Origin of the sequence: Psychrobacter sp. 4Dc, assembly GCF_002836715.1 — a bacterium.
Taxonomy (GTDB): Bacteria; Pseudomonadota; Gammaproteobacteria; order Pseudomonadales; family Moraxellaceae; genus Psychrobacter.
Genome location: NZ_PJAT01000017.1, coordinates 34,205 through 59,601 on the forward strand (window position 1 = coordinate 34,205; position 25,397 = coordinate 59,601).

The window sequence follows — 25,397 nt, forward strand, 5'->3', positions numbered from 1 at the left end:
TCTCCTGATTAGCGTATGAAGTGTGACTACCATCTGTAAACGATGATAGCCATCCTTTTTAGCTGATCCGTTGCCCGCCGCGATTAGCGACTAGTACATCGGATTGTGATCAGACTTACCTTTGAAGGTATAGTAAGCAAATGCTGTATAGCTCAAGATAATCGGTAACATAATACAGGCGCCAATCAGCATGAATGATAACGAAGTATCGGCAGCAGCAGCTTCATAAATCGTCATTTGATACGGTACGATATAAGGGAATAGGGCGAAACAAACCCCAATATAACCCATTAAAAATAAGGCAACCGTTAGTAAGAATGGACGATACTCACGCTCTGTTTTTAAGTCTTTACGCATGATAAAGAATAAGAGCATGACAATGATAGGCATAGGAGCGAGGTATAATAAATCTGGGAAACTAAACCATCCTTCTAATGCATCGATGTCTGAGAAGTACATAAACGCTGTGACCACAACCATCGCTACTAGTAACGCAGTAAGCATCCATCTAGAAACTTGGCGCGCCCATACTTGTAATGTGTGCTCTGTTTTTATAATAAGCCACGTTGAACCAAGTAAGGCATAGCCGATAATCATGGCAAATCCGCACACTATTGAGAAGGGTGTGAGCCAATCAAATGGGCCACCAGTATATAGACGGTTACTGGCTTCTAACCCTTGCACTAACGCCCCAAGCATAATGCCTTGAGAGAAAGTGGCAACGACTGAACCGACAAAGAAAAAGGTATCCCATACATGCCGGCGCGAAGAGGATTTAAAGCGAAACTCAAACGCTACGCCGCGCATGATAAGACCGAACAACATGGCAGTTACTGGCAAATATAGACCTGTCATGATGATGCCATAAGCAACAGGGAATGCTGCGAATAAACCACCACCACCTAGGACTAGCCACGTTTCGTTACCGTCCCAAAATGGGGCGATAGAGTTCATCATGCGGCTACGGTTTTTATCTGAGCCTGCAAAAGGGAACAAAATACCGCAGCCCAAATCAAAGCCATCAAGCAGTACATAGACAAAGACAGACAAAGCAATCAAACCGCCCCAAATAAGAGGTAAATCTAATACATCACCGAAGTTAAACATTAGCGTAATCCTCCATCATCGACATCATTTGCAGGCTCATCTAAGCCTTCTTCAGTACCTTTAGCAGGATTACTATCACCACTTAACGCGCGGCCTTGGCTCTCGGTCACTGAGTGCTCGTAGAAATTATCTTCTGCAGGATCTGTATAAGGTTTCGGCCCTTGAGCAATCAAGCGCAAGATGTAAAAACTGCCTGCACCAAAGACGAATATGTACAGTACAATAAAGCCAATCAATGTCGTCGCTACTTGCTGTGCTGCAAGCGGAGACATACTTTCAGCAGTACGAATAACCCCATAAACTGTCCAAGGTTGACGTCCTGTCTCGGTTACGAACCAACCTGATAATAAGGCGATAAAACCAAGCGGAGTCATCATCATCCAAGCACGGTGGAACCACACACTGTCAGTATTGAACTGCTGTTTTTTGAAGTATTTGTATAGACTGAATAGGCCGACCAGTACCATAAGCATGCCAATACCAACCATGATACGAAACGCCCAAAACACGATGATAACAGGTGGTTGATCTTCAGGTGCCCAGTTTTTGAGCCCTTTAACTTCACCATCTAACGAGTGGGTCAAGATTAAACCTGTCACGTAAGGGATTTTTACTTCGTATTTATTGGTCTGATTTTCTTGATCAGGAATCGCAAAGAGACGTAGTGCTGCCCCGCGCTCATCTTCCCAAAGTCCTTCCATCGCAGCCACTTTGGCTGGCTGATGCTCAAGGGTATTGAGACCATGCTCATCACCAATCAACACCTGTGCTGGTGCCATAAAGATGGCCATAATCATTGCCATACCGAGCATCACACGACCATGCTCACGGTGCTCAGCGTGTTTTTTGGATTGGATATAGTAAGCGCCGATACCACCAATAACGAAGGCTGTGGTCAAGAATGCCGCTGTCACCATATGTGCGAAACGGTAAGGGAATGAAGGATTGAAGATAATCTCAAGCCAGTCGGTTGGGTAAAGTAGGCCGTCTGCACCCATCACAAAGCCTTGGGGGGTTTGCATAAAGCTGTTAGCTGACAAAATCCAAGTCGCTGATATCAGTGTGCCAATGGCGACAATAGCAGTCGAGGCAAAGTGCATGCGTTTGCTCACGCGGCCCCAGCCAAATAGCATGATACCTAAGAAAGAGGCTTCTAAGAAAAACGCGGTCAATACTTCATAAGCGAGTAGTGGGCCTATGACGTTGCCGGCTTTATCTGAGAACACCGCCCAGTTGGTACCGAACTGGTAAGACATTACCACACCCGATACCACACCTAGACCAAAGACCACGGCAAATATCTTGACCCAGTGCTTATAAACTTCAGCATAGATAGGTTCACCAGTTCTCAACCAGCGGAATTCAAGCACCGCAAGCCAGCTGGCAAGTCCGATAGAAAAGGCAGGAAAGACGATATGGAACGAGATAACAAAAGCGAATTGGATACGCGCAAGCGTCAGCGCATCGAGCTGGTCAATCATAAATGTAGCGAACATAAACGGTTACTCTCATCTGTTAGCTGAATAGCGCTGACTTCCATACAACGCTCAAGTAACTGTCCGTAACTATCCATCGATCAAAGTGGCAAGCATTACGGGCAATAGCTCAGTGACGTGGACTTAGCTCCATTAGACATAAATTGTGGCTAAGTTTGCGACTCACTGTTTAGCTGAATTGAATAATTTATGTCCTTATAAATTTACATATTACTGTCATGTGCTATAGATATATTATGCGCTCACCTAGATATACACGCAAGCAACCCAATCTGTCAGTTGCAGACATAAGAGTCATCAAAATAACATAATTCAAACATTGAAAAATAAAATTAATATTATTAAAAACAAAGTAGTACGCGTGAACATACTGCTTATTTGAAACCTATAACTAATATTTAAAGGTTACGATTTATACGCCAAAAACCTCGTGAAATAACAAAAATCTACATCATTCTTGTAGCTGCTTGTGCAAAATTCTTCGCAACGTCAAAATGGTCTGTGGATTGGTCTGAATACTATGACCGCCATTGATAATTGTCTCAGACGCAGCACCATCGAGATGGGCGCTATTATAAGGAACGATACCATCTGACAAACGCTCGGTCAGTGCTTGACTGATATCATCATTGACTGTCACAGCAGCAACAAGTGGCTCGGGTGGTAGCTGTGATGTCTCAGTATTGTCACTGACATCAACACTCGCCGTTTCATTTCCAGAGTTGTCTTCTACCGCTTGAGACAAATCAATCTTGGCACCATTTGGTTGCGTTTGCGCCAGTCCTTTAGTGATATCGGCATCGTTATTGGCAATGATTGAATGGTAAGTGATATGCTCATTCATAGTGATGTCTTTGGTTAACTCTATAAAAGAAGACTTATCACTTAACTGGCTGGCACCGTTCTGCAAATATAACGCGCCCAGTGGGTTTTGTGCCAAATCGCCTTGTGTGGCAATAGTCGCTAAGTTATCAGTGAATGTCTTGACCAGACCTACGGGTAAGTAAACGATGCGGCGTAGTGCACGGGTAAACCAACGATCTGCATAATCGGTACCACGGAAAGGTGCAGATAGAAAAACAGCGGTGTCTACTTGTGGCAATGCCTGTAGCTCAAATCTTTCCTTTAACTCATCTTCACCAAAAGACGTTTTGAGCGCGTTACGGATTTGCTGCTTCTCATTGCTAGAGAGGATATCTTTGTCGTTAAGTTTATCTAAATCATCGACTAAATTTTCATCAGACAGCATCATGCGAGCGATAATGGCACCCATACTGTGACTGATAATCACACTGTTTTGACTGGCACGATTTTGTCCATCAGGATCAGTCTGCTGGTAGGTGCTGTTGATTAGCTGCTGAATCTGATAGCGATTTTCTAAAATAGGCAGATTGGTTGGATAGAATATTTGCCAAACTTGGTAGTTATCACGCAGCTTGTCATCATTAAGAATATCGTTGGTCAGATTGACCCAAGTGGCCGGACTAGAGGCCAACCCATGCAACATAATCAACACGCGTTTATCAGGATCATAAGGCTCAAGCATGAAGAGTTTGGGCAGCTGAGCATCTGGTTGGCGAGTAATCAAGTTTAAATAACCTACACCATCTAACTGGTTTTCTGATAACCATAAGCCATATCCTGCCGAAAAGTTGGCTGCCAGTGGGTAATTATCATTGAGGATATTGACGGATTCAGTTTGGTACGGATTGTATAAATGAATATCAAGCTTACGACTGCTCAGCGCATCTAATACGCTATTACCGTCTGGCTTAATCAGACCAGTCAATAGCAGATGTCCCGTGGGATAAATACGTGAGCTTGGCTCGCTGTCGTCCGTGCTTTTATCCTCATTTGTTAGCCGACCAGATAATGAGGCGACTAGCAATTGACGGATCGTGGTGGTATAGCGATCATCCAATGACGCCACCAAACTGATGCCCAAACCGGGGCGTTTGCTCACAGAATTGAGACCAGATAGTCGCAGCTCATAAGTGGATGATAAGTCTGCCAAAGCGGAAGTTTGTTTATGAGCGTTTTGCAGATAGTTGTTTTCGTTGGGCAAATAAATATCAAGGTTATAGTTATCTACTGTCACTTTCATGACTTTGACTTGGTCTGTCGCTTTGCCCTTTAGTGGAGGTCGATTGGCAATTGCTGCTTCATCCGTGTTGTCACGCTTGGTAGAAGTTATCGGCAAATACTCTACTGTTGTATCACCCATCAATTTATTGGCGTTTTCAGTCGATTGATAAATTTGAGTAATAACGTCATTGCTAGCAGCGTTATAAATATCTTGGGTTTGGATATCATTGTCATTCGGAATACGGTTTTGCGCACGATGGCTATTGCTATTTTGCTCTGCACCTTCAAAGTCATGGGTCAAGCTGTCATAAAACAGATAGGTGTAGCTGTATTTGACGGCATCAAACAATCTTGCTTGATAATCGGTTAAACACAGGTCAGTCTCTTTTTGCTGCGTTTTGGCGTCATCATCACTTAAAGGCGCATTGGCGTAATACGGATCAAGTGGCGGGCGTGTAAGCGCATTACGACAGTTTTTCGAATCAGATAGTTGACGCGCTTTTGCATAGTGCAGTTCTGCAAAAATAGCCAAAGCAGGGCGATAGTGCCTGTTAAGCATACTGTCAGAGAGCTGAGTCAAGCATAAGTCAAATTGCTGCATACAGGCTTGCTCATTCAGTCCTGCTGATAATAAAGCAGATGCTGTGTCGCTGCTTAGCGCATTGTCAGTGACGATATTGCCGCGCTGTGCTGAGATGGTCTTGGCCGAGGCTTGTTTGTCGACCGTCACCGTACTACATGCTGGTAGCAATACTGCTGCCGCCAAAAGCATAAGTGACGTAATAGGCAAGGCTTTTTTATTAATATGCATTACTGTCTGTTTGCTAAAGCCAGCGAAAGTCATAAGTCAGTCCAATAAACGGTAGTTATGAGAGTATGAATGATGAAAGTAGCAATTGATAATGAGTGTAGCGCAACTTTTGACGTTAGACTATTCATTTGCAGTTCTACAAAAGCATGTTTTAAAACGAAAGTGTTTCTACTAGTCGAAAAAAAGCGCTTTTGTCTTATAGAGATAAAACAAAAGCGCTTGGTATTTAAAGCTTGGATTTAGATTATTTATTAGAGATTTGACCTAGTGACGGTTTTATTAAACAAATATCTTATGAATCAAACCCTCAATAGCTAATCTCAACAAGTATAAAATTTCTAAGCACCTGGTTTTACACTGATGTCAGGGGCAGGAATATCCCAAATGTAGAATTTGCCTTCTTCAACGAGTTTGATTTGTTGAGGAATAACAGTATTGTTAGGGTATTGCCCTTCAAGACGACGTAGGCGTTCTAACGCATTAGCACGGCGGTCACTAAGTAGATCTGACTGTGCCAAGCTTTGTTCTGCTTCGGTGTACCCTAGAGCGACAGCGCGATCTAGATACTTTTGACCTTCTTTGAATCCGCCACCCTCTGATAGCATCATACCGTATAGGAAGTTAGCCTCACCACTATCAGGTTGCAGCTTGATAGCGCGATCGACATACTGACCACCACGTACCGTGTAGTCTGAACCCAAGTCTAGGTTACGACCCATACCGTTTAGCTTAGCAGCACGAAGCAACACATCATAAGAAGCATTTGGCGACTTAGCATAAGGTTCGATCCAATCCGCTAATACTTTGATTTTTTCACGAGTGTAATGACGCTGTGTGCGGTTAGGGAAGTTTGGTGGATAGTGGCGCGCGTTAGGGGATACGTCAGCGATGAAGTCATCTAATAAGCTGACATCAAGCTTATCAGTACCTAGCCCTTTTTGTTGTGGAATTAGTACAGTTTTAACAAAGCTCATGTCTGAGAGCTGTACTTGCGGTGTAGGAATATTCGGAAGTTGTCCGCTACGCAGATCGATACCAGTAGCTGTCATTGGACCAGGCTCATAAACACGAGTAGTGCCGTTCATGACAGGTGCAGCAGCAGGCGACATCATTTGCGGTGTTTGAGGTTGAGCAGTGCTAACAGATGCATTGTTTTGCAGAGTGCCGCTTAGTTGCATGTTAGTTGTTTGCGCATTAGTCGGCTGGCTGTTGCTCGCAGGTGTTGCTGGCAGGCTTGTTTGTGCGGCATTGGCTTGAGCAGGACTGATAGCTGCATTAGGACGAGCAAGACGGATCACACGTTTGCTTGAATCCATCGCACTAGGTACAGCCGTTGCAGTGGCATCAGTTTCTGCTGCATTCACAGGTGCAGATAACAGCATGGCACAGGTTGCAGCCATGACGGTCAACGTTGCAAACTTCGGTGACTTAATAGAGTGGCTACTAGAGAGAATCGCTTTCATAAAAATCGTTACCTTGTTTAATTTATTTGGTTGTTATTCATTGATTGGACGGTAATATAAATAGCGCATTGCTGCAAAATCGTACAAATTTTTAATACCGTAGCAAATTAAGCTTTACGCTATCTGTGGTAGGATTGTTAATCGCTAGAATTAAGCAAACCTACGTAAATCTGTGCAGCTATTAATTAGTAAGAAAATCGACAACAGTAGCTAACCACAGTACCTGTAACCATAAGCTATAAGCTATAAGCTATAAGTGATAAGCAGTATCTTTCATGCGATTTGCCATCCATCGCATGGTCCGACGTACTGCCGGAGACAGGGCAGCGCCGCCACTTGCAAGTGCTAGCTCGCGATGATGCAGCTCCTCTTTATCCATTTGTGCCAGTATTTCTTTTGAGCGCTGATCATGTTCAGGTAGCTGCTTGATATGATCCTGTAGATGCTCGCTGACCTGCGCTTCTGTCTCCGCTACAAACCCTAGACTAAACTCATTTGAGATCGCACCTGCTACCGCACCGAGTCCAAAAGACATACCGTACCAAAGCGGTGTAAATACGCTGGCATGGCTACCAAGTTCGCTTAGACGAGTCTCGCACCAGACCAAATGATCGACTTCTTCTTCGGCCGATTGTTGCATGGCTTGTTTGACACCATTATCTTTCGCGGCAAACGCTTGACCATGGTATAGACCTTGCGCACATACTTCACCTGTATGATTAATACGCATAAGACCTGAGACGTGCCGCGCCTCTGTGATGGTCAGCTCAGGAATCTCATCGCTACTGACGGGCAACGGACGCGTGCTTGGATTGGAATGTGGCACGACAGCTCGTAATGCCTTATCGACCCCAAGTAACAACTGGTCAATTTTAGATAAAGGACGCAGGGTCATAACTCACTCCTGATGGTGTTAAAAACTGTCAATAAAATAAAGTGTGTTACCGTCTAAATGCAACGGCATAATACGTATTACTATAACAAACAATCCAAATTATCGGCTCGAATATTACTGTCTAGGTAGCCCATAAATAACCTATAAATAGTTCGTAGGTTGCTATAGCAATAAAAGCAACGAAGTCATCAGCCCAACATTAGACTATATCTATGGAGCCAAACTTATTTAAGGCGCTATACCATCGTTGGTTTGGATAACGGCATGCTTAATATGTTTATTGAGTTTGATGTATAAGAATGCGCCAAACACAATATTCAATAGCCCTGTCACCAAAAATAACTGCGGCAGCGTAAATCCTAAAACATTTAAGATAACAATCGCAAAAATCGCTGATGTGACCATAAATATCGCGTTAAAAATGTTATTTGCGCCAACAATACGTGCTCGATGACTCTTAGGTGCGTAGGCTTGCATAGAAGCATATAGCGGTACGATGTACAAACCACCACTAAACCCTAATAAAAATAAATCTGCAAACACCCGCCAGCTACCACTTATATTAAACAAATCACCGATGCCAAGTAATGTGTCATTATTCACATTTATATCTAAACCTGAAAGTGAAAAATACAAATCAATAGCAAAGATACTTAATCCAGCAATACCGAAAGGTAATAGACGCAAGCTGACTTTGTTCTTGGTCAATGTTTTGCATAGCACTGAACCGATCGACACACCAACAGAAAACAATGTGAGTAAGAAAATAACGACTGACTCATCACCAAGCAAAATCACCTTGCTGAACTCTGGCACTTGGGTCAAAAACGTCGCCCCATAAAACCAAAACCAGCTGTTACCAAGAATGATAAAGAACAAAAAAGGCAAAGAGTATAAGTAACGGACAGTGGCCAAGCTGGTCGTAATAATATTCCAGTTAATCTTCAGGTCAGGCTGCATCGCTGGCATAGTAGGGATATAGCGTGCGGCTAAATATCCCAAAACAGCGACAACCAACACCGTGGCACTAATCCAATACAGTGACTGCGATAGCTGAGTCAAAATACCAGCGACAATCATACCGACCAAAATAGCCAGCGAAGTACCCATCTGAAAAAGGCCGTTAGCGCCGACCAACTCATCTTCTTTCATCGCTTGTGGCAAATAAGCGTATTTAATCGGTCCAAAGAAAGTCGAATGTGTACCCATCAAAAACAACGCGACAAATAGCAGTGCATACCATTCAAAGACAAAGCCGACTGCGGCAACAGCCATGATGACCAGCTCAAGCAGTTTGATAAACTGCGTGAGCTTTGACTTTTCATACTTATCAGCAATCTGTCCTGCCAAAGCAGAAAACAAAAAGTAGGGCAGGATGAATAACATGGCGGCCAAGTTATTAAGGATGCTGACCTCTACGCCTAATTTACTGGCGGCAGTATAAGTCAGCACCAGTATGAGCGCCTGCTTAAAAATATTGTCATTGAATGCGCCCAAAAACTGGGTGAAAAACATAGCGCTAAAACGACGGCGCTTGAATAACTGAAACTGGTTGGACATGGACATTCCTACAGATAAATCGCGACTGATAGAGAAAATAGCGGCGCTGAACGACAATTTTTTTATGAGAGTAATCGTAAATTTTATTAAAAACTATATCAAGATATAGCATAGGTTTTATCAATATTAAGCCGTATAATAGCAAGGCTTCGGTGAAAATACATGCAGTCAATGCTATGATTCGATATTTAACTAAGTTATGATTTATAAATTTTATGTGATTGCGTTTTAGGGTATAAATAGTAGAGAAAACAAAGGCTACTACCCGTCAATGCTATCTATAAGCTAGTAGCCTTCTCTAAGCTAGTAGACCTACAAGGCAGTAGACATACATTGCTAAAGCCGACACTATAGATAACCAGTCATAAAATTAAAGTAGTAAACCATTAATTCAAGATAACTGCTATAAGTTTATTCACCGGTCAGACTTGACGATCGTTATCGTTGATAAGATTGTGCCGCGTGAGCTGATAGGACGTAAAGATGATAAAGCAGCCTTCAACTCGAGCATGCAAGGGTCTCATGATGCAGCGTGACACAGCCATAATTCAAAACGATAATAATAATCCAAGTACATATCCAGCAGCGCCGCGTAAAAATTTCAGACGCTCTGCACTGTGCACTGCGCTTGCGACCAGTTTCTTCGGTATAGTACCTGCAGCAATGGCAGATACCATTAATAATGTAAACAATACCGCTATCACTAACTCATCTGCTACTGACCAAACTGACAGAAATCAAACGCTTAGTAACCAGACCAACAATAGTCAAGCTGCGAATGATCAGGCGTCTATAAAGCAGTCAGCTACATTGTCAGATGACGACACTCAGCTAGATATGGCTCTAGATGCGCTACGTCTAAAAAAAGCAGTAGAGCAAGGCATCATCGATCAGTCAGTATTGGACGACTATAGCGAACAGAGCTTGGGCATTAAGAGACCTAACTCGACAAAGTCAGGCTCTAAAAACTCGACGACGCAAAATGCCAATGCTCAAAGCATATCTTCTCAGAGCAGTAATTCACAAAATACAACTTCTCAAAACAACTATCAAGGTTTAGGGACTTTCACTGATAGTCCACGCAATTCATATAATCCCAATAATGCTCAATCAAACTATTCTAATGATGACCTATTGCAACAAGCAACCGAGATCCAGCAGCAGGGTTATCAAATGATGACCCCTGAGCAGATCGATCGTGAGCTAGCGGCAATGGATGCGCAGAACGCTCAAGACATTGACAGTATCAATATTAGCAATAATGACAGTGACTTTGATGCGCCAATCGCTATGTTAGATGACACAACATCGCCAATTGGTCTAGATACAGAGCTAGATGCAACAAACTTGCCAGCACCTAACAACCTTGATACGTTGGGTAGAAGTGAAACATCGCAAGAGCAGGCGAGCACAGCTGAAGGGATGTCACGTCCGATTGAGGTAAGTGGCGCTGTTAGTAATGAAGCTACTGTTAAGAATGAAAATAGCCTGACGATTGATGATAGTAGTGATGAGGTGATAGCTGGTACGAATGTGCCTGCCAATGTAGAAGGTACGACGACAGATATTATCAATCCGAATGACTATCTACCAGATTATCAGAATGATACTCAGGCTGTCGATCAAAGTATCGAACAAGCCAATAGATCACGGCCACGCGCACGCAATAGAGGTAATATCGTGACGCGTCTCTACAATCGTTTTTTCAATGACGGTGGCGTGGTGGCTCTGCCAAACGTAGAAACCACTATTTATCTAGAGCAAGTATCCGCTGAAGACTCTCCTAATGGTAAGGCTCAGTTGGTTGAGGCTGACAACGATATTCAGCCAATGAAAAACATCAAAGCAGCACTGGATGATACTTCCGTTCAGTCGGTTATTGACTTTACTGCGGCATTGCCACGTTTGCGTGAGACGGCACAGAATGCTGCTAAAGCTGTTGGTTACTACGAGGTTGAGCTGCGTCTGACCCAACCTGACCGCGATACAGTCAATGTGGTGATTGAAGAGCTAGGCGAGCCGGTACTGGTAGACAGCCGTATTATTGAGATTCGCGGTGAGGGCAGTGAGCAAGAAGAGTTTGCATCGCTTGAGGCAGACTTGCCACCGCAAGAAGGTGATATTTTTAATCATCGTGTCTATAAGAGCAGTAAAGCGGCTTTAGAGGCCTTGAGCAATACCTACGGTTACTTTGACCAGTATTGGCTGAATAAATCTGTTGATATCATCTTGCCTGATAACAAAGCGGATGTCTCGTTGGTTTACAACACGGGTGATCGTTACGAGTTTGACGATGTGGTGTTTTTTACCTACGACAAAGAAACCAATACGCTGACCCAAGACCCTGACAAGCTACCAGTAGAGCTTTCATTGTTACAACAGCTCTATGGCTTTACGCCGGGTGAGCCGTTTTATCGTCCCGCAGTTACGAAGTTCAGTAATGACCTATCGGCAACTCGTTACTTTAATACGGTCAACGTCGAGTCGATACTACCACCAACTGATAGTAGTGAAGCTGGTACCTTGGCGTTTGACAATGCTGCTACCGAGGGTAACGGCACATTAGATGACGATATTAATAATGTGGACAATGATGGCGTCGCAGATCTGAGTAGCAATGATGGTGCAGCCGCCTCAAATGTGACTGCTAGTAAAGAAGATACGGTCAATGATAATAGCGACATAGGTGCAGAGAGCGATAATGCTCTGAGTGCTAACAGTGGCGAAACGGTCAATGAAGCGGATATCGCTGCTATTGATTTTGAAGCTGATGAAGCTACCCTTGATAAGCTGCAAGCCATCAGACAAAAAGCAGAACGACTAAGCCGCTTGCCGAATGATCGCGTGCTTGATGAAAAAGATCAGGAAGCCGATAATCTATTGGGCAAAATCAGTGACTCAATCAGCAATGTCGCACAAAAGATATTCCCCGACGAAAAAAGTCTGATCGCTGATGAAAACTTTGTACCGCCAACGCTAGCAGGACGTAAAACGCCGCAAGACGTTGCAGAAAGCAAAAAAGTACCTTTATATGTGTTTGTATACGCGGATAAACCACGTGATGCTCAAGTTGGTCTGGGTTATGGAACAGATACAGGCGTTCGCGCCACTGCAAAAATAGACTATAACTTGATTAACCGTCAAGGCTATCAAGCAGGGGCTGAGACGGAAGTATCGAGAATCAGCAAAAACGTGGCTGTCTATGCCAGTCGTCCATGGAAGCATCCGCTCAATGATAAGTTAGATGGGCGTTTGACTTATGAAGAAGAGGTAATTGATCAAGGTGAAGGCAACTTTGATCTATCAACCACAACGCTAAAAGCGGCTTTGGCACGTAACATTCGTAGTGACACTGGCTGGAATCGCAGCTACTCTGTGCGTTATCGCTTGGATGAGCTTGAGACAGGGGTTGATGGGGCAGCACTAGATGATCTGCCTATCCGCTTTACCTCTTCAAGTCCGAAACAGCGCGCGCTGCTATTTGGCTACGGTATGAATAAAACAGATACTGACAATGCTACCAACCCAACGCAGGGCATGCGCCAGTACTACTCAATCGAGGCTGGCACTGATAGCGCATTCAGTGATACCGATATGGCGATTATTCGCGCAGGCGTTAGTGGTATCTATAGCTTTGGCGAAGACAAAAAACATCAAGTATTAGGTAGTGCCAATGCCGGTTATATCTGGGCGGATGATTTTTACGATGTGCCTTATAAGTTGCGTTTCTTTGCAGGTGGCGATCAGAGTATCCGTGGTTATGACTATGAGAGCTTGTCACCATTAGATAAAGGCTATCTGACGGGCGGGCAGGTGCTAGCGGTCGGTAGCGCTGAGTATAACTATGAATTTAAACCAGGTTTCCGTGGCGCATTCTTCACTGATGTCGGTAATGCCTACGACAAAGATTTTGACACTGAGACAAAAGTCGGCGTTGGTGTCGGTATCCGCTGGGCATCGCCTGTAGGAATGGTGCGTGTCGATGTGGCTGCTGGCGTGACCGAGGAAAGTATTCCAGTACGACTGCACTTCTTCATTGGTTCACCGTTATAATCGCTTAATGTAGTCGCTCTAAATGTTTAGTAGCTCCAAATGTTTAGTAGCTCCAAATGTTCTAATCAGTACTTATCGTACCGATTGCTGGTCTTCATTTTTTAACGTAGTTGAGTGTCATGCTGACAGAAAATACCCCGCCTAATAATGCTCCAGATGAAGATCCAGCACAGCGTGATGCCCGTGCCGTTAGGCGTTGGTATCCGTTGTCATTTCTGCTTAAACTGCTGGTATTGGTGCTTATCGTACTGGCGATTATGTTTGCCATATTCTTTTATGCGGCTGGTACGGACGCTGGTACGAAGTTTATATTAGAAAAAATTAGTGTTGAAACAGGTATTGATTTCAAATATGGACGCGGTAACTTGCGCGATGGTATTTGGGTCACTGATATCGATATTGAAGCGACTGAAGATCTTGAGATATTAGTAGATAAGGCCTACGTCAAAATAGGCTGGCGTGCAGTATTTGCAAAAGAAGTGCATTTAAGCGATGCAGACATTCAGACTATAGAAATTATCAATAAAAAACCACCTACTGGTGAACCGTTCGATTATAAAACCTTAAAGTTGCCAGTAAATTTGCGTTTTGACCAAGCAAAAATTAAGAAAATCACTTATAAGCAAGTAACCAAAGACCCTATCATTATTCAAGACATTACGGCGCGTGACTTGACGTGGGTAGGTAGTACGGTAACCGTTGGCCGCGGTGATTTGCAGTATGCTGATATCGTGAAAGTTAGTGCCTTACAAGGAGAGATTGACCTACAGGGCGACTATCCACTAGATTTGAGTGCGATTGCGGAAGTCAGCGCCCTTGAAAAAGCCTATATCGACCCATTGAATATCTCTGCAACGGGAACGCTAAAACGTACTGTTGGTAAGGTGCGCAGTCGTTATAACGATAGCGATGTGAAAGGCGACTTTGTAGTACAAGGGTTAGATGCGGGTGCGCCGTTTGATGCAAAACTACAGTGGGATGATATTCTTATCCCTTACGCCGATAGCCAAAACATTCGCCTACAAAGCGGTACAGCCACAGCTTCTGGTGTCATCTCTGAGATACGATTGCGTATCAATACTGAATTGACCGCCAAAGACATTCCATCAGGTCATTACCAAGGCCGCGCCGTTATTGCCAACAGTCAGCTACGTATAGATCGCTTGGACGCTGACGTGCCAGCGGGACGTTTGGCGTTACAAGGTATTTTAGATTGGAAAGACAGCTTTGAGGCCACAGTGCGTGCGACGGGCAGCAACTTTAATATTCGTCGTGCTATTCCTGATGAATACACTGACTTCAAAGCTTATGCGCCGCAAACCCTCAACGGTAGGCTGTCACTGCGTTATCAGCAGCAGAATGGTACTGGTAATACACAGATCGATGCAGATTTGCGTCAGCGTGATGGTGAGCACATCAATGCCAATATGGTTCGCGGTAAAACTTCTGCCAAATCTAAGCAAGTTGCGCCTTGGTATATTGATGCTAACTGGAAAAACCTAACCCGCCGTAACGTCCCCAATATTGGCAATATCGACAGTCCTAGTGGTCAGGCGGACGTCATCGTTCGTGGTTCGACTCTATCAGTCGATGCCAATGCCGTTATCAATGAGCTAAATGCTGCCCCCAAAGGCAACTATGATCTACGTATACGTAAGGCTGGTGATGTCATAGATATCAATCGTCTTAATTATAATGGCATCGTAGGAGACTTATCCGGCACAGGACAGATTCAGTTGGCGAGCAAGCAGCGTCCACTGACATGGCAGATTGACGCCAGTACCAAAGGTTTACTTCCTAAGAAATATCGTAGCGATTTACCGCTTGAGCGCCTAACAGGTAGTATAAGCGCGCGTGGTCGACTGCTAAACATCACTAAAAATGGTGTCAGTGGTCAACGTCACGTGATTACTTTAAACAATACCGACATGCAAGCGCAGCTCGATGCGACGCAAGCAGATCGTGCTATTGGTATTACCGGTGCTGGTGATGCCAGTGTCGATATCATAGGTGGTGAGCTGTCAGTCTTTGATGCGCGTTTTGATGGTCGGATTGATACAGCAGATGTACCACAAGGTCGTCTGTCTATTGATGCTGCGGGTACGCCAAAGCTGATTAGTATTCGTAAGCTGAACTATAAAGGTGAAGCGGGCGCAGTTGATGCGAAAGGTGTTATCGACTTACGTAAAAATATCGGCTGGAATATAGATGGTCGTTTTGACCAGTTCAATTTGGGTTACTTCTTACCCAATAATCCAGCGATAATCACAGGCGATCTAAATACCAGTGGCGAATGGCAAAATGCGCCAAAAAACAGCAAAAACACTGCAGGCACATTGCAGCGCTTTGCCGTAAATTTCAACGGCATATTAGATGCCGAGCAATTGCCAGCAGGTAAGCTAAATATAGAAGCCAGTGGTGACAGTCAGTTGATCCGTATCAACCGTTTCCGTCATGTGGGTGCGGCAGGTAGTATCGATGCCAGCGGTACCGTTGATGTGCGTCAAGGCGTTGCATGGGATATCAACGCGGTGATGGATCGTTTTAACATTGGCTACTTCCTAAAAGATACTCCAAGCCTTATCACTGGTACGATTGATACAGATGGCCGCTGGAGTGACACGCAGCAGATTGTCAATATTAAACAAGTTAATCTAAATGGCATGCTGAAAGGTCAGCAACTGAGTGCCAAAGGCAGTCTATCAGCGAAAATGCGTTTGCCTAAAGATTTAGCAAGTTACTTTAAACAACTTCAGACCCAAGATGCCCAAGCACAATACAAGCAAGTAAATGCTTTGATTGATAGCCTAAACGCTAATAACCTTGTACTGCGTTGGGGTGACAACTATGTCACCGCTAACGGCAACGCTAAGCAGCTACAAACTAAAATTAATATCACCAGTCTAGATCAGCTGTCTAGCCAACTGGCTGGTAAAGTCACTGGCGGTGCCACGCTGTCTCAACCAGCTGGTCAAGCACTGCCTACTATTTATATTGATTTGGTCGGTGAGCGACTTGCGCTACCTGGCTTTATATTGCGTCAAGGCCGTGTACGCGGCAAGCTTGTTAACTTGGCTAATAGCCCAAGCCAGTTAATCGTGACGGCTGAAGGCCTAGATGCTGCTGGTCAGAGTTTCGATAGTGTTAAAGTGTCCTTTAATGGTACCGAAAAAGCTCATGTGGTCGATCTCAATGTGGCCAATAAGCAACTCGATGTCGGCGCTAGGCTAAAAGGTGGTTTTGATCGAGACAGGCTAAGCTGGTCAGGTGTCATTGGAAAAGGCCGCATTAAATCTAAATATGCGACTTTGAATCAATTGCAACCTGCACAGCTGATTGTGAATTTACCTTACAACCAAGGTGGTGAGAATCGTGATCTAAAAGTACAGCTTGCCGCTCACTGCTGGCAGGCCACGGATCAAACAGGCAAACTCTGTCTACGTGAAAAACTAGTGGCATCGCCAGACCAAGGTGAAGTCAATGTAGCGTTGCAGAATTTAGACACGTCGTTATTCTCAGTGTTCTTGCCAGAAGATATTGACTGGAATGGCAAGATTAATGGTAAAGCAATCGTTGGGTGGCAACGTGGTCGTCCGCCAACCATTAATACCACGCTATACTCAGACAATGGCAAGATAGGCCTTGTTCAAGACGGCGAAAGCACATCAATGACCTTGCCATACAAGCGCGTGTCTCTCATTGCTCTGTCTGTGCCTAAGGGCATCAAGCTGCGTACTGATATCAATACTGGACGCGGGGCGCGTGGCTATGCTGAGGTGATCGTCGATCCTTATAAAGACCCTAAACCAATCTCTGGTGCATTGGTGCTGAACGAGCTTGATCTTGCGATATTTAAGCCTTTCTTCCCTGGTATGCGCGTCCTAAGAGGTAACGTTACAATGGCTGGTGGCCTAGGTGGCACCTTAACCAAACCACAGTTCTATGGCGACGTAAAACTCTCTGACGGCCGTATAGCCATGCTTGATTTGCCAGTGAATTTGTCCAAAGTAAATGCGGCAGCCAAAATCCGCGGCACACAAGCGACCATTGATGGCACATTCAATAGTGGTACAGGTGAAGGCGAATTGTCAGGGACAGTCAATTGGCAGCAAAAATTGCAAGCCAAGTTGAGTATTGTCGGTGAAGGCCTAGTCATCACTCAGCCGCCATTACTGGTTGCTGAAATTGATCCTGATATCGATATTATCGTGCGCCCAGGCGACCGTTATGTTGATATAAAAGGGGCAATCAGTGTGCCGTCTGCGACCATTCGTCCGCCTGAAGCCAGCGAAGATATCATTACTCAGACTGAAGATGCAGTCGTACTAGATCGCCGTTTGATTGGTAATATCGATGAAGTACTGGCTATCTCAAAACCTTGGTCAATCAATGCTGATATCGGTGTTGATTTGGGCGATGATATCAATTTCCGTGGTTTTGGCGCCGTCATTCCGTTGGCAGGTGCGATTAATGTGACTCAGAATGGCACAGGTATCATGCGTGCCAGAGGTGTTGTGCAGGTCTCACGCCGTACCAATATCAATGCTTTTGGCCAAAGCCTAGAGTTGAATTATGGTCAAGTTCGTTTCAATGGTGACGTGATGAAACCGAGTCTGAGTATTGAAGCGGCCAAAACGATTAATGGCAAAACAGTCGGTCTGCGTGTCAAAGGAACGACTGAAAGCCCTAATATTATCGTCTTTAACAATGCAGGACTGACACAGCAACAAGCCATGAATGCATTGGTGACGGGTCGCATCGATAATAAGAGCGCGACGCAAATCAGTGAGCAAGGGTTTAAATCGCAAGTGACCAATAATCTGGCTGCCGCTGGACTGAGCTTTGGTCTGAGTGGCACTCGTAGCCTGACCAATCAAATCGGGCAAGCGTTCGGCTTGCAAAGTCTGACAGTCGATGCCTCAGGTAGTAGCGAGGACACCAATGTCAACGTTACAGGTTACGTTACCCCTGATTTGTACATTCGCTATGGCGTGGGTGTTTTCAATGCGCAAAACAGCCTTTCTGTTCGTTATCAATTGACGCGCCGCATCTATGTAGAAGCAAGCTCAGCAGCAGAAAATGCAGTAGATGTGGTCTATAGTTGGCAGTTCTAAATCGTTTATTAATAAGACAACTGCTTTCTAGTCGATGTTAACTGAGAGAGCTTTTGAAATTATTTTTAAGTTGGATAGCCTATAAAAAAACGCCTCATAATGAAGGCGTTTTTTTATAGAAGTATTGAAAAAGGTGTCACTGAAATAGACGTTACTTGGTTAGAATCAAGCGATTGTTACGAGTTAGGCGTAGTCGATACTCTTCGCCTTCATGCTCGATACGTACCTCTTTAGTCAGTGCAAATAGATGTTGTGATTGTAAAGTAGGTAGACGGTTTTCACGACAGTTTAAATAACGAGAGATGACCATGCTCATAGTAAATTCCTTTTGAGAAGAAGTGGCTTAAAAAATTGGCTAACCATAGCGTAATTGTTTTTAACGATAATAATTATCATTTAGATTTGATAAATTTGCAAGGCAATTGATAAAATAAAATGCAGTTATTATGTAAACTTATCTAAGTTTAGTGTCATAAAATATCTTAGTTGAATATTTTATCCATATAAATTAATAAGTTAGGCAATAAATTTAAATGAATCATCTAGCCTATAAAAACTATTAAATTATCAAAAATAATCAGAGTAAACACCGAAATAAAGGATATAAGTATGTCGAACGGGTCAAATCAACAATCAGAAACCAAGCCGGAAAGTAAGACAGATGGTAAGACGAAAACTAACAAACCCAGCATCGTAAATGTTGCAGTGGCTGTCATTCATTATAAAAATCAGTATTTGCTTGGGTTTCGAGATGCTACTCAGCATCAAGGAAATCGTTACGAGTTCGTTGGTGGAAAGATAGAAGCAAATGAGTCAGCAGCGCAGGCATTGATAAGAGAAGTGGCAGAAGAGACGGGTATCCTGCTTGATAATAATACTATCGTTAAGCTTGGGCGTTTGCATCATGATTATGGCGACAAGCAGGTCAGCTTACAGGTTTATAAGATTGAGCTGACAGCAGAGCAGTACGAGCAGCATAAACACTGTGAACAAGGTTTAGAAGGGCAGGCACTGACTTGGGTGACCAAACCATATCTTTTGGCAGGAGCGTATCATCTACCCGCTGCTAACAAGACAATCCTTGAATGGTTGAAACTCCCATCGAAGATAGCGATTACTTATCCTCTGGCACATTTTGGCGCACATACTGATGCAGCGGCAGCATGGCTACAATATCACCAAGAAAATCTAGCATCAGAATCGTGGGTATATATCCGCTTGAAGGACGCAAATTCTAAACATCTTGCTGAGCAATTGATGACGGCACGTCCAGATATTTTAGCGATTTTACCTAATGATAATGAGCAGCCTTTGAATGAGCAAGGCTCATTAACCGCTAATGAGACAGAGATTAGCCAGCGAATAGTTGCCAAGCATTTGACACACTCGACACTGATGCAGTGTTTCAATGAGGTAGGCAGTTCTACAGCTCTCACGCAGTCGTTACCTAAAGACCATCCGCTTATCGTCAGCTGCCATGACATCGCGAGCATAACGGCAGCCAATAAAATTGCCAGCATAAGAATAAAACATGGGCTACCACCAGTGATCGGTGCTTTCGTATCGCCTGTGTTCGCCACCCAAACGCATCCTGATGACACACCACTTGGCTGGGAAGCATGGTCGGAGTTAGCAGAGTTAGCTGATATGCCTGTCATTGGGTTAGGCGGGCTGGAGCCTGCTATGCTCAATCAAGCATTGCAGTATGGCGGTATCAGTGTGGCAGGCATTCGTCAGTTTATATAATCCGCCAGTTTATATAATCCGCATGACTCAAGAAAGCTATAGGCAATCTATAGTTCCATTTGCCTGAATGTGACCCGTATTAGACGTGCGTATTAAGCTTAGTAAGTTCAAATAACTGATTTTTAACTTAGTTATCCAGCAAGTAACTGTGTGGTTATGATGTGTTCAAACAACACTCAAACCCCATAGTTACTTACAAACCGTTGCGTTTTCCTACATTGCACTACTGTTTTAATAGTCCAGTTGTCCTTAATATATATTGCATATCTACGATACGTTGATCTTATTTCTATAGACAAGTGACTAACCAAAAGTAATGCTCAAAATACAATAATAAAAAAGCTTTTGTAGAGTCAAGTTTTGCACAGATAATGTATACCAAAGCAAATGGCTTTTAGAAAACGAGACCAAATAGATGCCGTACATACAGCGTTTTTAACAATCACTATTTAAGAATGGTACTCCTATGAAAACCAATAAGTTACCTGAGTCAGCATGGACTGATTCACAGGCAGCTGGTTCTCAACTTCAGCAGCCTAAGCAATCGCTTAATGACAATGAATATGGCGATGATACGCAACAGACAAACCAAGCTAGTAACGATGCTAGCTATAATCACGACAGCTCGAATGGCGAATATTCGCACCATCTGGCAAAAGACACGTCTTCGCAAGACAGCTATTTTGGATACAAAAGCGCCGACAAAAGCCCTAGGGCAAAAGAGTCAGCTATGAGTAACAATGAGATAAGCAAAGATCTAAAAAATAGCAATGAGGACAATCATGACGTGGCTAGTGGCTACAAGTCATCTGGCTACAAGTCAGCGCAAAATAAGCAGCCACAAAAGCTGAATGAAGATGAGCCATTAATGTCAGGACTGTTAGAGGATCAAATAGATAATCTACACAGTGGTTCTGAACAGGCTATCGATGCTGAGCAAATCGGTGATGCATCAACAAATAATTCATCCTACAAAGAAATACCGGAGCGTATATTTATGAATGGACTGATCAAACATACAGGCATTGCTTTAGCGATTATTATACCGTTAGCAGCGTTCTCAGCCTATGCGGCCACGCCGCCAGTGAACATGGGGACTAATAACTCGGCAACTAATGGAATGTCTGATGATGCGATGAGTGAGAAGACCACGACTGATGTACTATCGGTTAAGCCAAGCGATATTATTCATAAATCTGCAAGCACCCCAACTACCGTAGATAGCGTAGATCTGAACACTTATGCAGGTACTTGGTATGAAATCGGCCGTTTGCCGATGTATTTCCAACGTAAATGTGCTGGTGATGTTACCGCTAACTATGCTCAAAAAGAGGACGGCTCAGGAATCACGGTTACTAATAAATGTGTGAGCGAGGACGGCTCAGGTATTATCGCAGAGGGTTTGGCTAAGCCAGTCGATGAAAGCGGCAGCAAACTAAAAGTGACGTTCTTGCCGAAGTGGATTCGCTGGATTCCAGTCGGCCGTGCTGACTATTGGGTACTGGCACGTGATGCGGAGTATAAAACTGCGCTAGTAGGAACGCCTGACAAAAAATACTTATGGCTACTAGCACGTTCGCCAAATATCAGTCAGGAAACGTATACTAAATATCGTCAAATTGCTCAGCAGCAAGGTTATGACTTAAAAGAGTTTACATTGACGTCGCAGAGCGACCAAACGGTAAGTCTAGCACCATAAGCGTTATAACTAAATCTACTGCTCTAACTAATTAAGCCCTATAGCGATTATTATTTTATTACGTCTCGAATAAGGCAGCATATATAGCTGCCTTTGTTTTTATTACTAGCTGTATATGAGAACTATATATAAGAGCTGTATATAAGAGCTATATACGAGAGTAAAACCTATTATGCACGCTAGCTAATCGGTTACCACTGGCAAAATGAGGCGTTTTAGGCTAAAATCTAGGCGATTCAAATACTCTAGCGTCAATAACCCATATTGATAGTGGTTGATTATCACATTAGAGTCGCCATTTAGAGCATACACGACCTATCTATTTTACACTTCTTCATATTTTATTGATCATACATTACTGACCATAAGGATGTTTCTCGTGAGCAACGCTGATACCTTACGCCAATTACATCAAGACCACTTGAACAACTACAACAATCAAGAGCAACAAGCGATTGAGCTTATGGGGCTACTAAACAAGCTCTATAACAAGCAAGACGTACAAGTGACTTTGTTTGGCGAAACGCTAGACTCTACCTCAGTTGGTCAAATACTTGCTTTACATCAAAAAGTAGCACTACGCGATCATGGCGCCAAGGCTATCGATATCGCTGATACTCTAGCGATGGTAAAAGTTATCTCAGAAAACACTGATATCCAAGCCACTCGTATCGATGTTGGTCAACTGATTGCTAATGACACTGACTTACAAACCGCTCTACAGTCTATCAACAACGCTGGTGCTGTAAATGGCGCGACGGATGTTGTGCTTTACGGTTTTGGCCGTATCGGTCGTATCTTGACTCGTCTGCTATTGTCACAAGCATCAAGCGCGAAAGGTCTACAACTAAAAGCGATCGTTGTACGTCCAGCCGCTGCTGGTGACTTGGCTAAGCGCATCTCATTGCTTGAGCGTGACTCAATTCATGGTAGATTCTTAGGCGGCATCAGCATTGACGACGATAACAACGGCATGATCGTTAACGGTCGTTTTGTACAAGTTATCTATGCGAAAGACCCAAGCGAAATCGACTATACTGCTTATGGTATCGACAATGCTCTTGTTATCGATAACACAGGTATCTGGAAAGACGAAGCAGGCCTTGGTAAGCACTTACAGTCTACTGGTGTGAAAAAAGTGTTGCTAACCGCACCTGCTGGTGGTGATATCAAAAACGTCGTTTATGGTGTGAACAATGACACCGTTGGTGATGATACGATCGTTAGTGCTGCTAGCTGTACGACCAATGCGATTACGCCAACGCTGAATGTATTGAATGATGAGTACGGTATTGTAAATGGTCATGTAGAGACTATTCACTCATTTACCAATGATCAGAACTTGGTTGATAATTATCATAAAGCAGACCGCCGTGGTCGTAGTGCTGTGATGAATATGGTTATCACCAGTACTGGTGCTGCAAAAGCTGTTGGTAAAGCATTGCCAGAACTAAACGGTAAGCTAACGGGTAACGCTATTCGTGTACCAACACCAAACGTCAGCCTAGCAATCTTGAACGTGAATCTGAAAGCTGCTCCAGCAAGCGCTGATGCGTTGAATGAGTTCTTACGCAAAATGGCTAACAGCAGCACTTGGCAGTCGCAGATTGCTTATACAGATTCTACAGAAGCGGTATCAACGGATTTCGTTGGTACGACTCATGTTGGTATTATCGATGCTCAAGCGACTATTTTGACTGACAACCAAGCCATCGTATATGTTTGGTATGACAACGAAGTAGGTTATAGTACTCAGGTATTGCGTTTGGCGACGCAAATGGCAGGAATCAGCTACGCTCAGATTCCAGCATAGATTACTAAATACAGTAGAGCAATAACGTCATACCAAGTATAGTAGCGCTATCGTGTCATAAGAATGGCGCTATAGCAGATGCTACTTTAAATAGCTTGGTAAGACTTTAACTGTCATACTTAAACACCCGATAGTCCGATTGATTATCGGGTGTTATTGTCATAATGGGCACTAAGTAAAAGTAGACTTTATACAGTGTTTATTTTGACGCAACAACATAGCAAAACCCCAAAATACAACCGTTGGTTGTAACCAGTTTATAGACTGGATTGTGAATTAAGGAACGTAAGATGCGATTTATTGATGAAGCCGTCGTAACGGTAAAAGCAGGTGACGGTGGTAACGGAATCGCCAGTTTTCGCCGAGAGAAGTATGTCCCACGTGGTGGACCTGATGGTGGTGATGGCGGCAAGGGCGGAGATGTATATGTCATTGCAGAAGATAACACCAACACTCTAGTTGACTATCGTTATACGCGTCGTCATGACGCCATGCGTGCTGAGAACGGCCATAGTAGAAACTGTTCAGGTAAAGGGTCTGATGATCTTTATTTACCAGTACCAGTTGGTACCACGGTAGTTGATACCGAAACAGACGAAGTATTGGGCGATTTGATTGAGATTGGCCAGACACTACTGATTGCCAAAGGTGGTGATGGTGGTCTAGGTAATACCCATTTCAAAAGCTCGACCAACCAAGCACCGCGTAAAGCGACGTCAGGTTTTGAAGGTGAGCTAAAAGTTCTTAAGTTTGAGCTAAAAGTGGTGGCTGATGTTGGTTTGATTGGTTTGCCTAATGCTGGTAAATCGACTTTTATCCGTCAAGTCTCTGCTGCTAGACCAAAAGTGGCTGACTATCCGTTTACTACCCTAGTACCAAACTTGGGTGTGGTCGATATTGGTCGTCATCGCTCATTTGTGATGGCAGATATTCCTGGTCTTATCGAAGGTGCATCAGAAGGCGCAGGACTTGGTATTCGCTTCTTGAAGCATGTTGCGCGTACGCGTCGTCTGCTACACTTAGTTGATGTTAAGCCTGTTGATGGCAGCGATCCAGTCGAAAATGCTCGCGTTATCCTAAACGAGCTTGAGCGTTTTTCTCCTGAATTGGCCAACTTGCCGCAGATTTTGGTATTAAACAAAATCGATCAGGTTAATGATGAAGATTTGAACGCGCTTTGTACTCATATCGTCGCAGAGCTTGGTTGGACTGGTATGGTCTTCCGTACGGCAACGCTAACTGGTGAAGGCGTTGATGCGGTCAAATATCATCTAATGAATGATATCGAACTTGAGCGTGAGCGTGAAATAGAAGATCCTATCTTCGCTGAAGCACAAAAAGAACGTTTCGAGCGTTTGGAAGCTGAAGTACGTCTTAACACTGAAGCACAGCGTGAAGCGTATCGTGCAGCTCGCAAAGCGGCGCGTGAAGGCTTGGATGCGTCTGATTTTGACGACGATGATGACGATGGCGTTGAGGTAATGTACGTTCCTTAAGCTAGTATGCTTGAGCAGTTATACTTGAATTGTGAATTTAATCCCTACAATCAATTGAT

13 protein-coding genes are annotated in these 25,397 nt (G+C 43.8%); 6 read left to right on the top strand and 7 right to left on the bottom strand.

All coding sequences use genetic code 11. The annotated features are described in order from the left end of the window. Positions 1 to 90: 90 nt before the first annotated feature. The 6 genes from cydB to CXF61_RS01430 form a co-directional block, all read right to left on the bottom strand. Positions 91 to 1,107, bottom strand: a complete 1,017-nt coding sequence (gene cydB / locus CXF61_RS01405; protein ID WP_057759155.1) for a cytochrome d ubiquinol oxidase subunit II — start codon at positions 1,105 to 1,107, stop codon at positions 91 to 93. Next, positions 1,107 to 2,603, bottom strand: coding sequence for a cytochrome ubiquinol oxidase subunit I (locus CXF61_RS01410; RefSeq protein WP_165596895.1), 1,497 nt, complete (start codon positions 2,601 to 2,603; stop codon positions 1,107 to 1,109). Before CXF61_RS01410 ends, cydB begins: the two co-directional genes overlap by 1 nt. 451 nt (positions 2,604 to 3,054) lie before the next feature. After that, on the bottom strand, positions 3,055 to 5,532 hold the full coding sequence (locus tag CXF61_RS01415; protein ID WP_227526565.1) for an esterase/lipase family protein: 2,478 nt from the start codon (positions 5,530 to 5,532) through the stop codon (positions 3,055 to 3,057). A 305-nt stretch (positions 5,533 to 5,837) separates the two neighbouring features. After that, on the bottom strand, positions 5,838 to 6,962 hold the full coding sequence (locus tag CXF61_RS01420) for a tetratricopeptide repeat protein (RefSeq protein WP_165596896.1): 1,125 nt from the start codon (positions 6,960 to 6,962) through the stop codon (positions 5,838 to 5,840). Between the two features lie 250 nt (positions 6,963 to 7,212). Beyond that, positions 7,213 to 7,857 carry a 2-polyprenyl-3-methyl-6-methoxy-1,4-benzoquinone monooxygenase gene (coq7, locus tag CXF61_RS01425; RefSeq protein WP_102094419.1) on the bottom strand — a complete coding sequence of 215 codons (645 nt, stop codon included), beginning with the start codon at positions 7,855 to 7,857 and terminating at the stop codon, positions 7,213 to 7,215. Positions 7,858 to 8,085: 228 nt separating this feature from the next. Then, complete coding sequence (locus CXF61_RS01430; protein WP_057759165.1) at positions 8,086 to 9,417, bottom strand: MFS transporter; 1,332 nt, start codon at positions 9,415 to 9,417, stop codon at positions 8,086 to 8,088. Positions 9,418 to 9,900: 483 nt separating this feature from the next. On the opposite strand from CXF61_RS01430, the gene CXF61_RS01435 reads away from it, so the two are divergent. Together CXF61_RS01435 and CXF61_RS01440 are read left to right on the top strand one after the other, a co-directional pair. Next, entirely contained in the window at positions 9,901 to 13,470 is a 3,570-nt protein-coding gene (locus tag CXF61_RS01435; protein ID WP_165596897.1) for an autotransporter assembly complex protein TamA, read from the top strand. Between the two features lie 119 nt (positions 13,471 to 13,589). After that, the gene (locus tag CXF61_RS01440; protein ID WP_165596898.1) at positions 13,590 to 18,584 is read left to right on the top strand and encodes a translocation/assembly module TamB domain-containing protein; all 4,995 of its coding nucleotides are present in this window, start codon (positions 13,590 to 13,592) and stop codon (positions 18,582 to 18,584) included. A 151-nt stretch (positions 18,585 to 18,735) separates the two neighbouring features. Here the strand turns inward: CXF61_RS01440 and hemP are convergent, their stop codons facing one another. Then, complete coding sequence (gene hemP / locus CXF61_RS01445; protein WP_227672156.1) at positions 18,736 to 18,894, bottom strand: hemin uptake protein HemP; 159 nt, start codon at positions 18,892 to 18,894, stop codon at positions 18,736 to 18,738. A 299-nt stretch (positions 18,895 to 19,193) separates the two neighbouring features. Here hemP and CXF61_RS01450 point away from each other — a divergent pair, with 299 nt between their 5' ends. The 4 genes from CXF61_RS01450 (at position 19,194) to cgtA (ending at position 25,338) form a co-directional block, all read left to right on the top strand. Then, on the top strand, positions 19,194 to 20,330 hold the full coding sequence (locus CXF61_RS01450; RefSeq protein ID WP_165596899.1) for an NUDIX domain-containing protein: 1,137 nt from the start codon (positions 19,194 to 19,196) through the stop codon (positions 20,328 to 20,330). Between the two features lie 466 nt (positions 20,331 to 20,796). After that, the gene (locus tag CXF61_RS01455; protein WP_165596900.1) at positions 20,797 to 22,029 is read left to right on the top strand and encodes a lipocalin family protein; all 1,233 of its coding nucleotides are present in this window, start codon (positions 20,797 to 20,799) and stop codon (positions 22,027 to 22,029) included. 370 nt (positions 22,030 to 22,399) lie between these two features. Continuing rightward, positions 22,400 to 23,842 (top strand): glyceraldehyde-3-phosphate dehydrogenase, encoded by a 1,443-nt coding sequence (locus CXF61_RS01460; RefSeq protein ID WP_165596901.1) that lies wholly within the window; start codon positions 22,400 to 22,402, stop codon positions 23,840 to 23,842. 290 nt (positions 23,843 to 24,132) lie between these two features. Further along, the gene (cgtA, locus tag CXF61_RS01465; RefSeq protein ID WP_057759175.1) at positions 24,133 to 25,338 is read left to right on the top strand and encodes an Obg family GTPase CgtA; all 1,206 of its coding nucleotides are present in this window, start codon (positions 24,133 to 24,135) and stop codon (positions 25,336 to 25,338) included. Positions 25,339 to 25,397 lie beyond the last annotated feature (59 nt).

What these genes read in the sequence shown, in the direction of transcription:
- CXF61_RS01420 (WP_165596896.1), bottom strand. Translation starts at nt 6,962, where the DNA reads ATGAAAGCGATTCTCTCTAGTAGCCACTCTATTAAGTCACCGAAGTTT.
- coq7 (WP_102094419.1), bottom strand. Translation starts at nt 7,857, where the DNA reads ATGACCCTGCGTCCTTTATCTAAAATTGACCAGTTGTTACTTGGGGTC.
- CXF61_RS01435 (WP_165596897.1), top strand. Translation starts at nt 9,901, where the DNA reads ATGATAAAGCAGCCTTCAACTCGAGCATGCAAGGGTCTCATGATGCAG.
- CXF61_RS01415 (WP_227526565.1), bottom strand. Translation starts at nt 5,532, where the DNA reads ATGACTTTCGCTGGCTTTAGCAAACAGACAGTAATGCATATTAATAAA.
- CXF61_RS01440 (WP_165596898.1), top strand. Translation starts at nt 13,590, where the DNA reads ATGCTGACAGAAAATACCCCGCCTAATAATGCTCCAGATGAAGATCCA.
- CXF61_RS01410 (WP_165596895.1), bottom strand. Translation starts at nt 2,603, where the DNA reads ATGTTCGCTACATTTATGATTGACCAGCTCGATGCGCTGACGCTTGCG.
- CXF61_RS01450 (WP_165596899.1), top strand. Translation starts at nt 19,194, where the DNA reads ATGTCGAACGGGTCAAATCAACAATCAGAAACCAAGCCGGAAAGTAAG.
- cydB (WP_057759155.1), bottom strand. Translation starts at nt 1,107, where the DNA reads ATGTTTAACTTCGGTGATGTATTAGATTTACCTCTTATTTGGGGCGGT.
- CXF61_RS01455 (WP_165596900.1), top strand. Translation starts at nt 20,797, where the DNA reads ATGAAAACCAATAAGTTACCTGAGTCAGCATGGACTGATTCACAGGCA.
- cgtA (WP_057759175.1), top strand. Translation starts at nt 24,133, where the DNA reads ATGCGATTTATTGATGAAGCCGTCGTAACGGTAAAAGCAGGTGACGGT.
- CXF61_RS01430 (WP_057759165.1), bottom strand. Translation starts at nt 9,417, where the DNA reads ATGTCCAACCAGTTTCAGTTATTCAAGCGCCGTCGTTTTAGCGCTATG.
- hemP (WP_227672156.1), bottom strand. Translation starts at nt 18,894, where the DNA reads ATGGTCATCTCTCGTTATTTAAACTGTCGTGAAAACCGTCTACCTACT.
- CXF61_RS01460 (WP_165596901.1), top strand. Translation starts at nt 22,400, where the DNA reads ATGTTTCTCGTGAGCAACGCTGATACCTTACGCCAATTACATCAAGAC.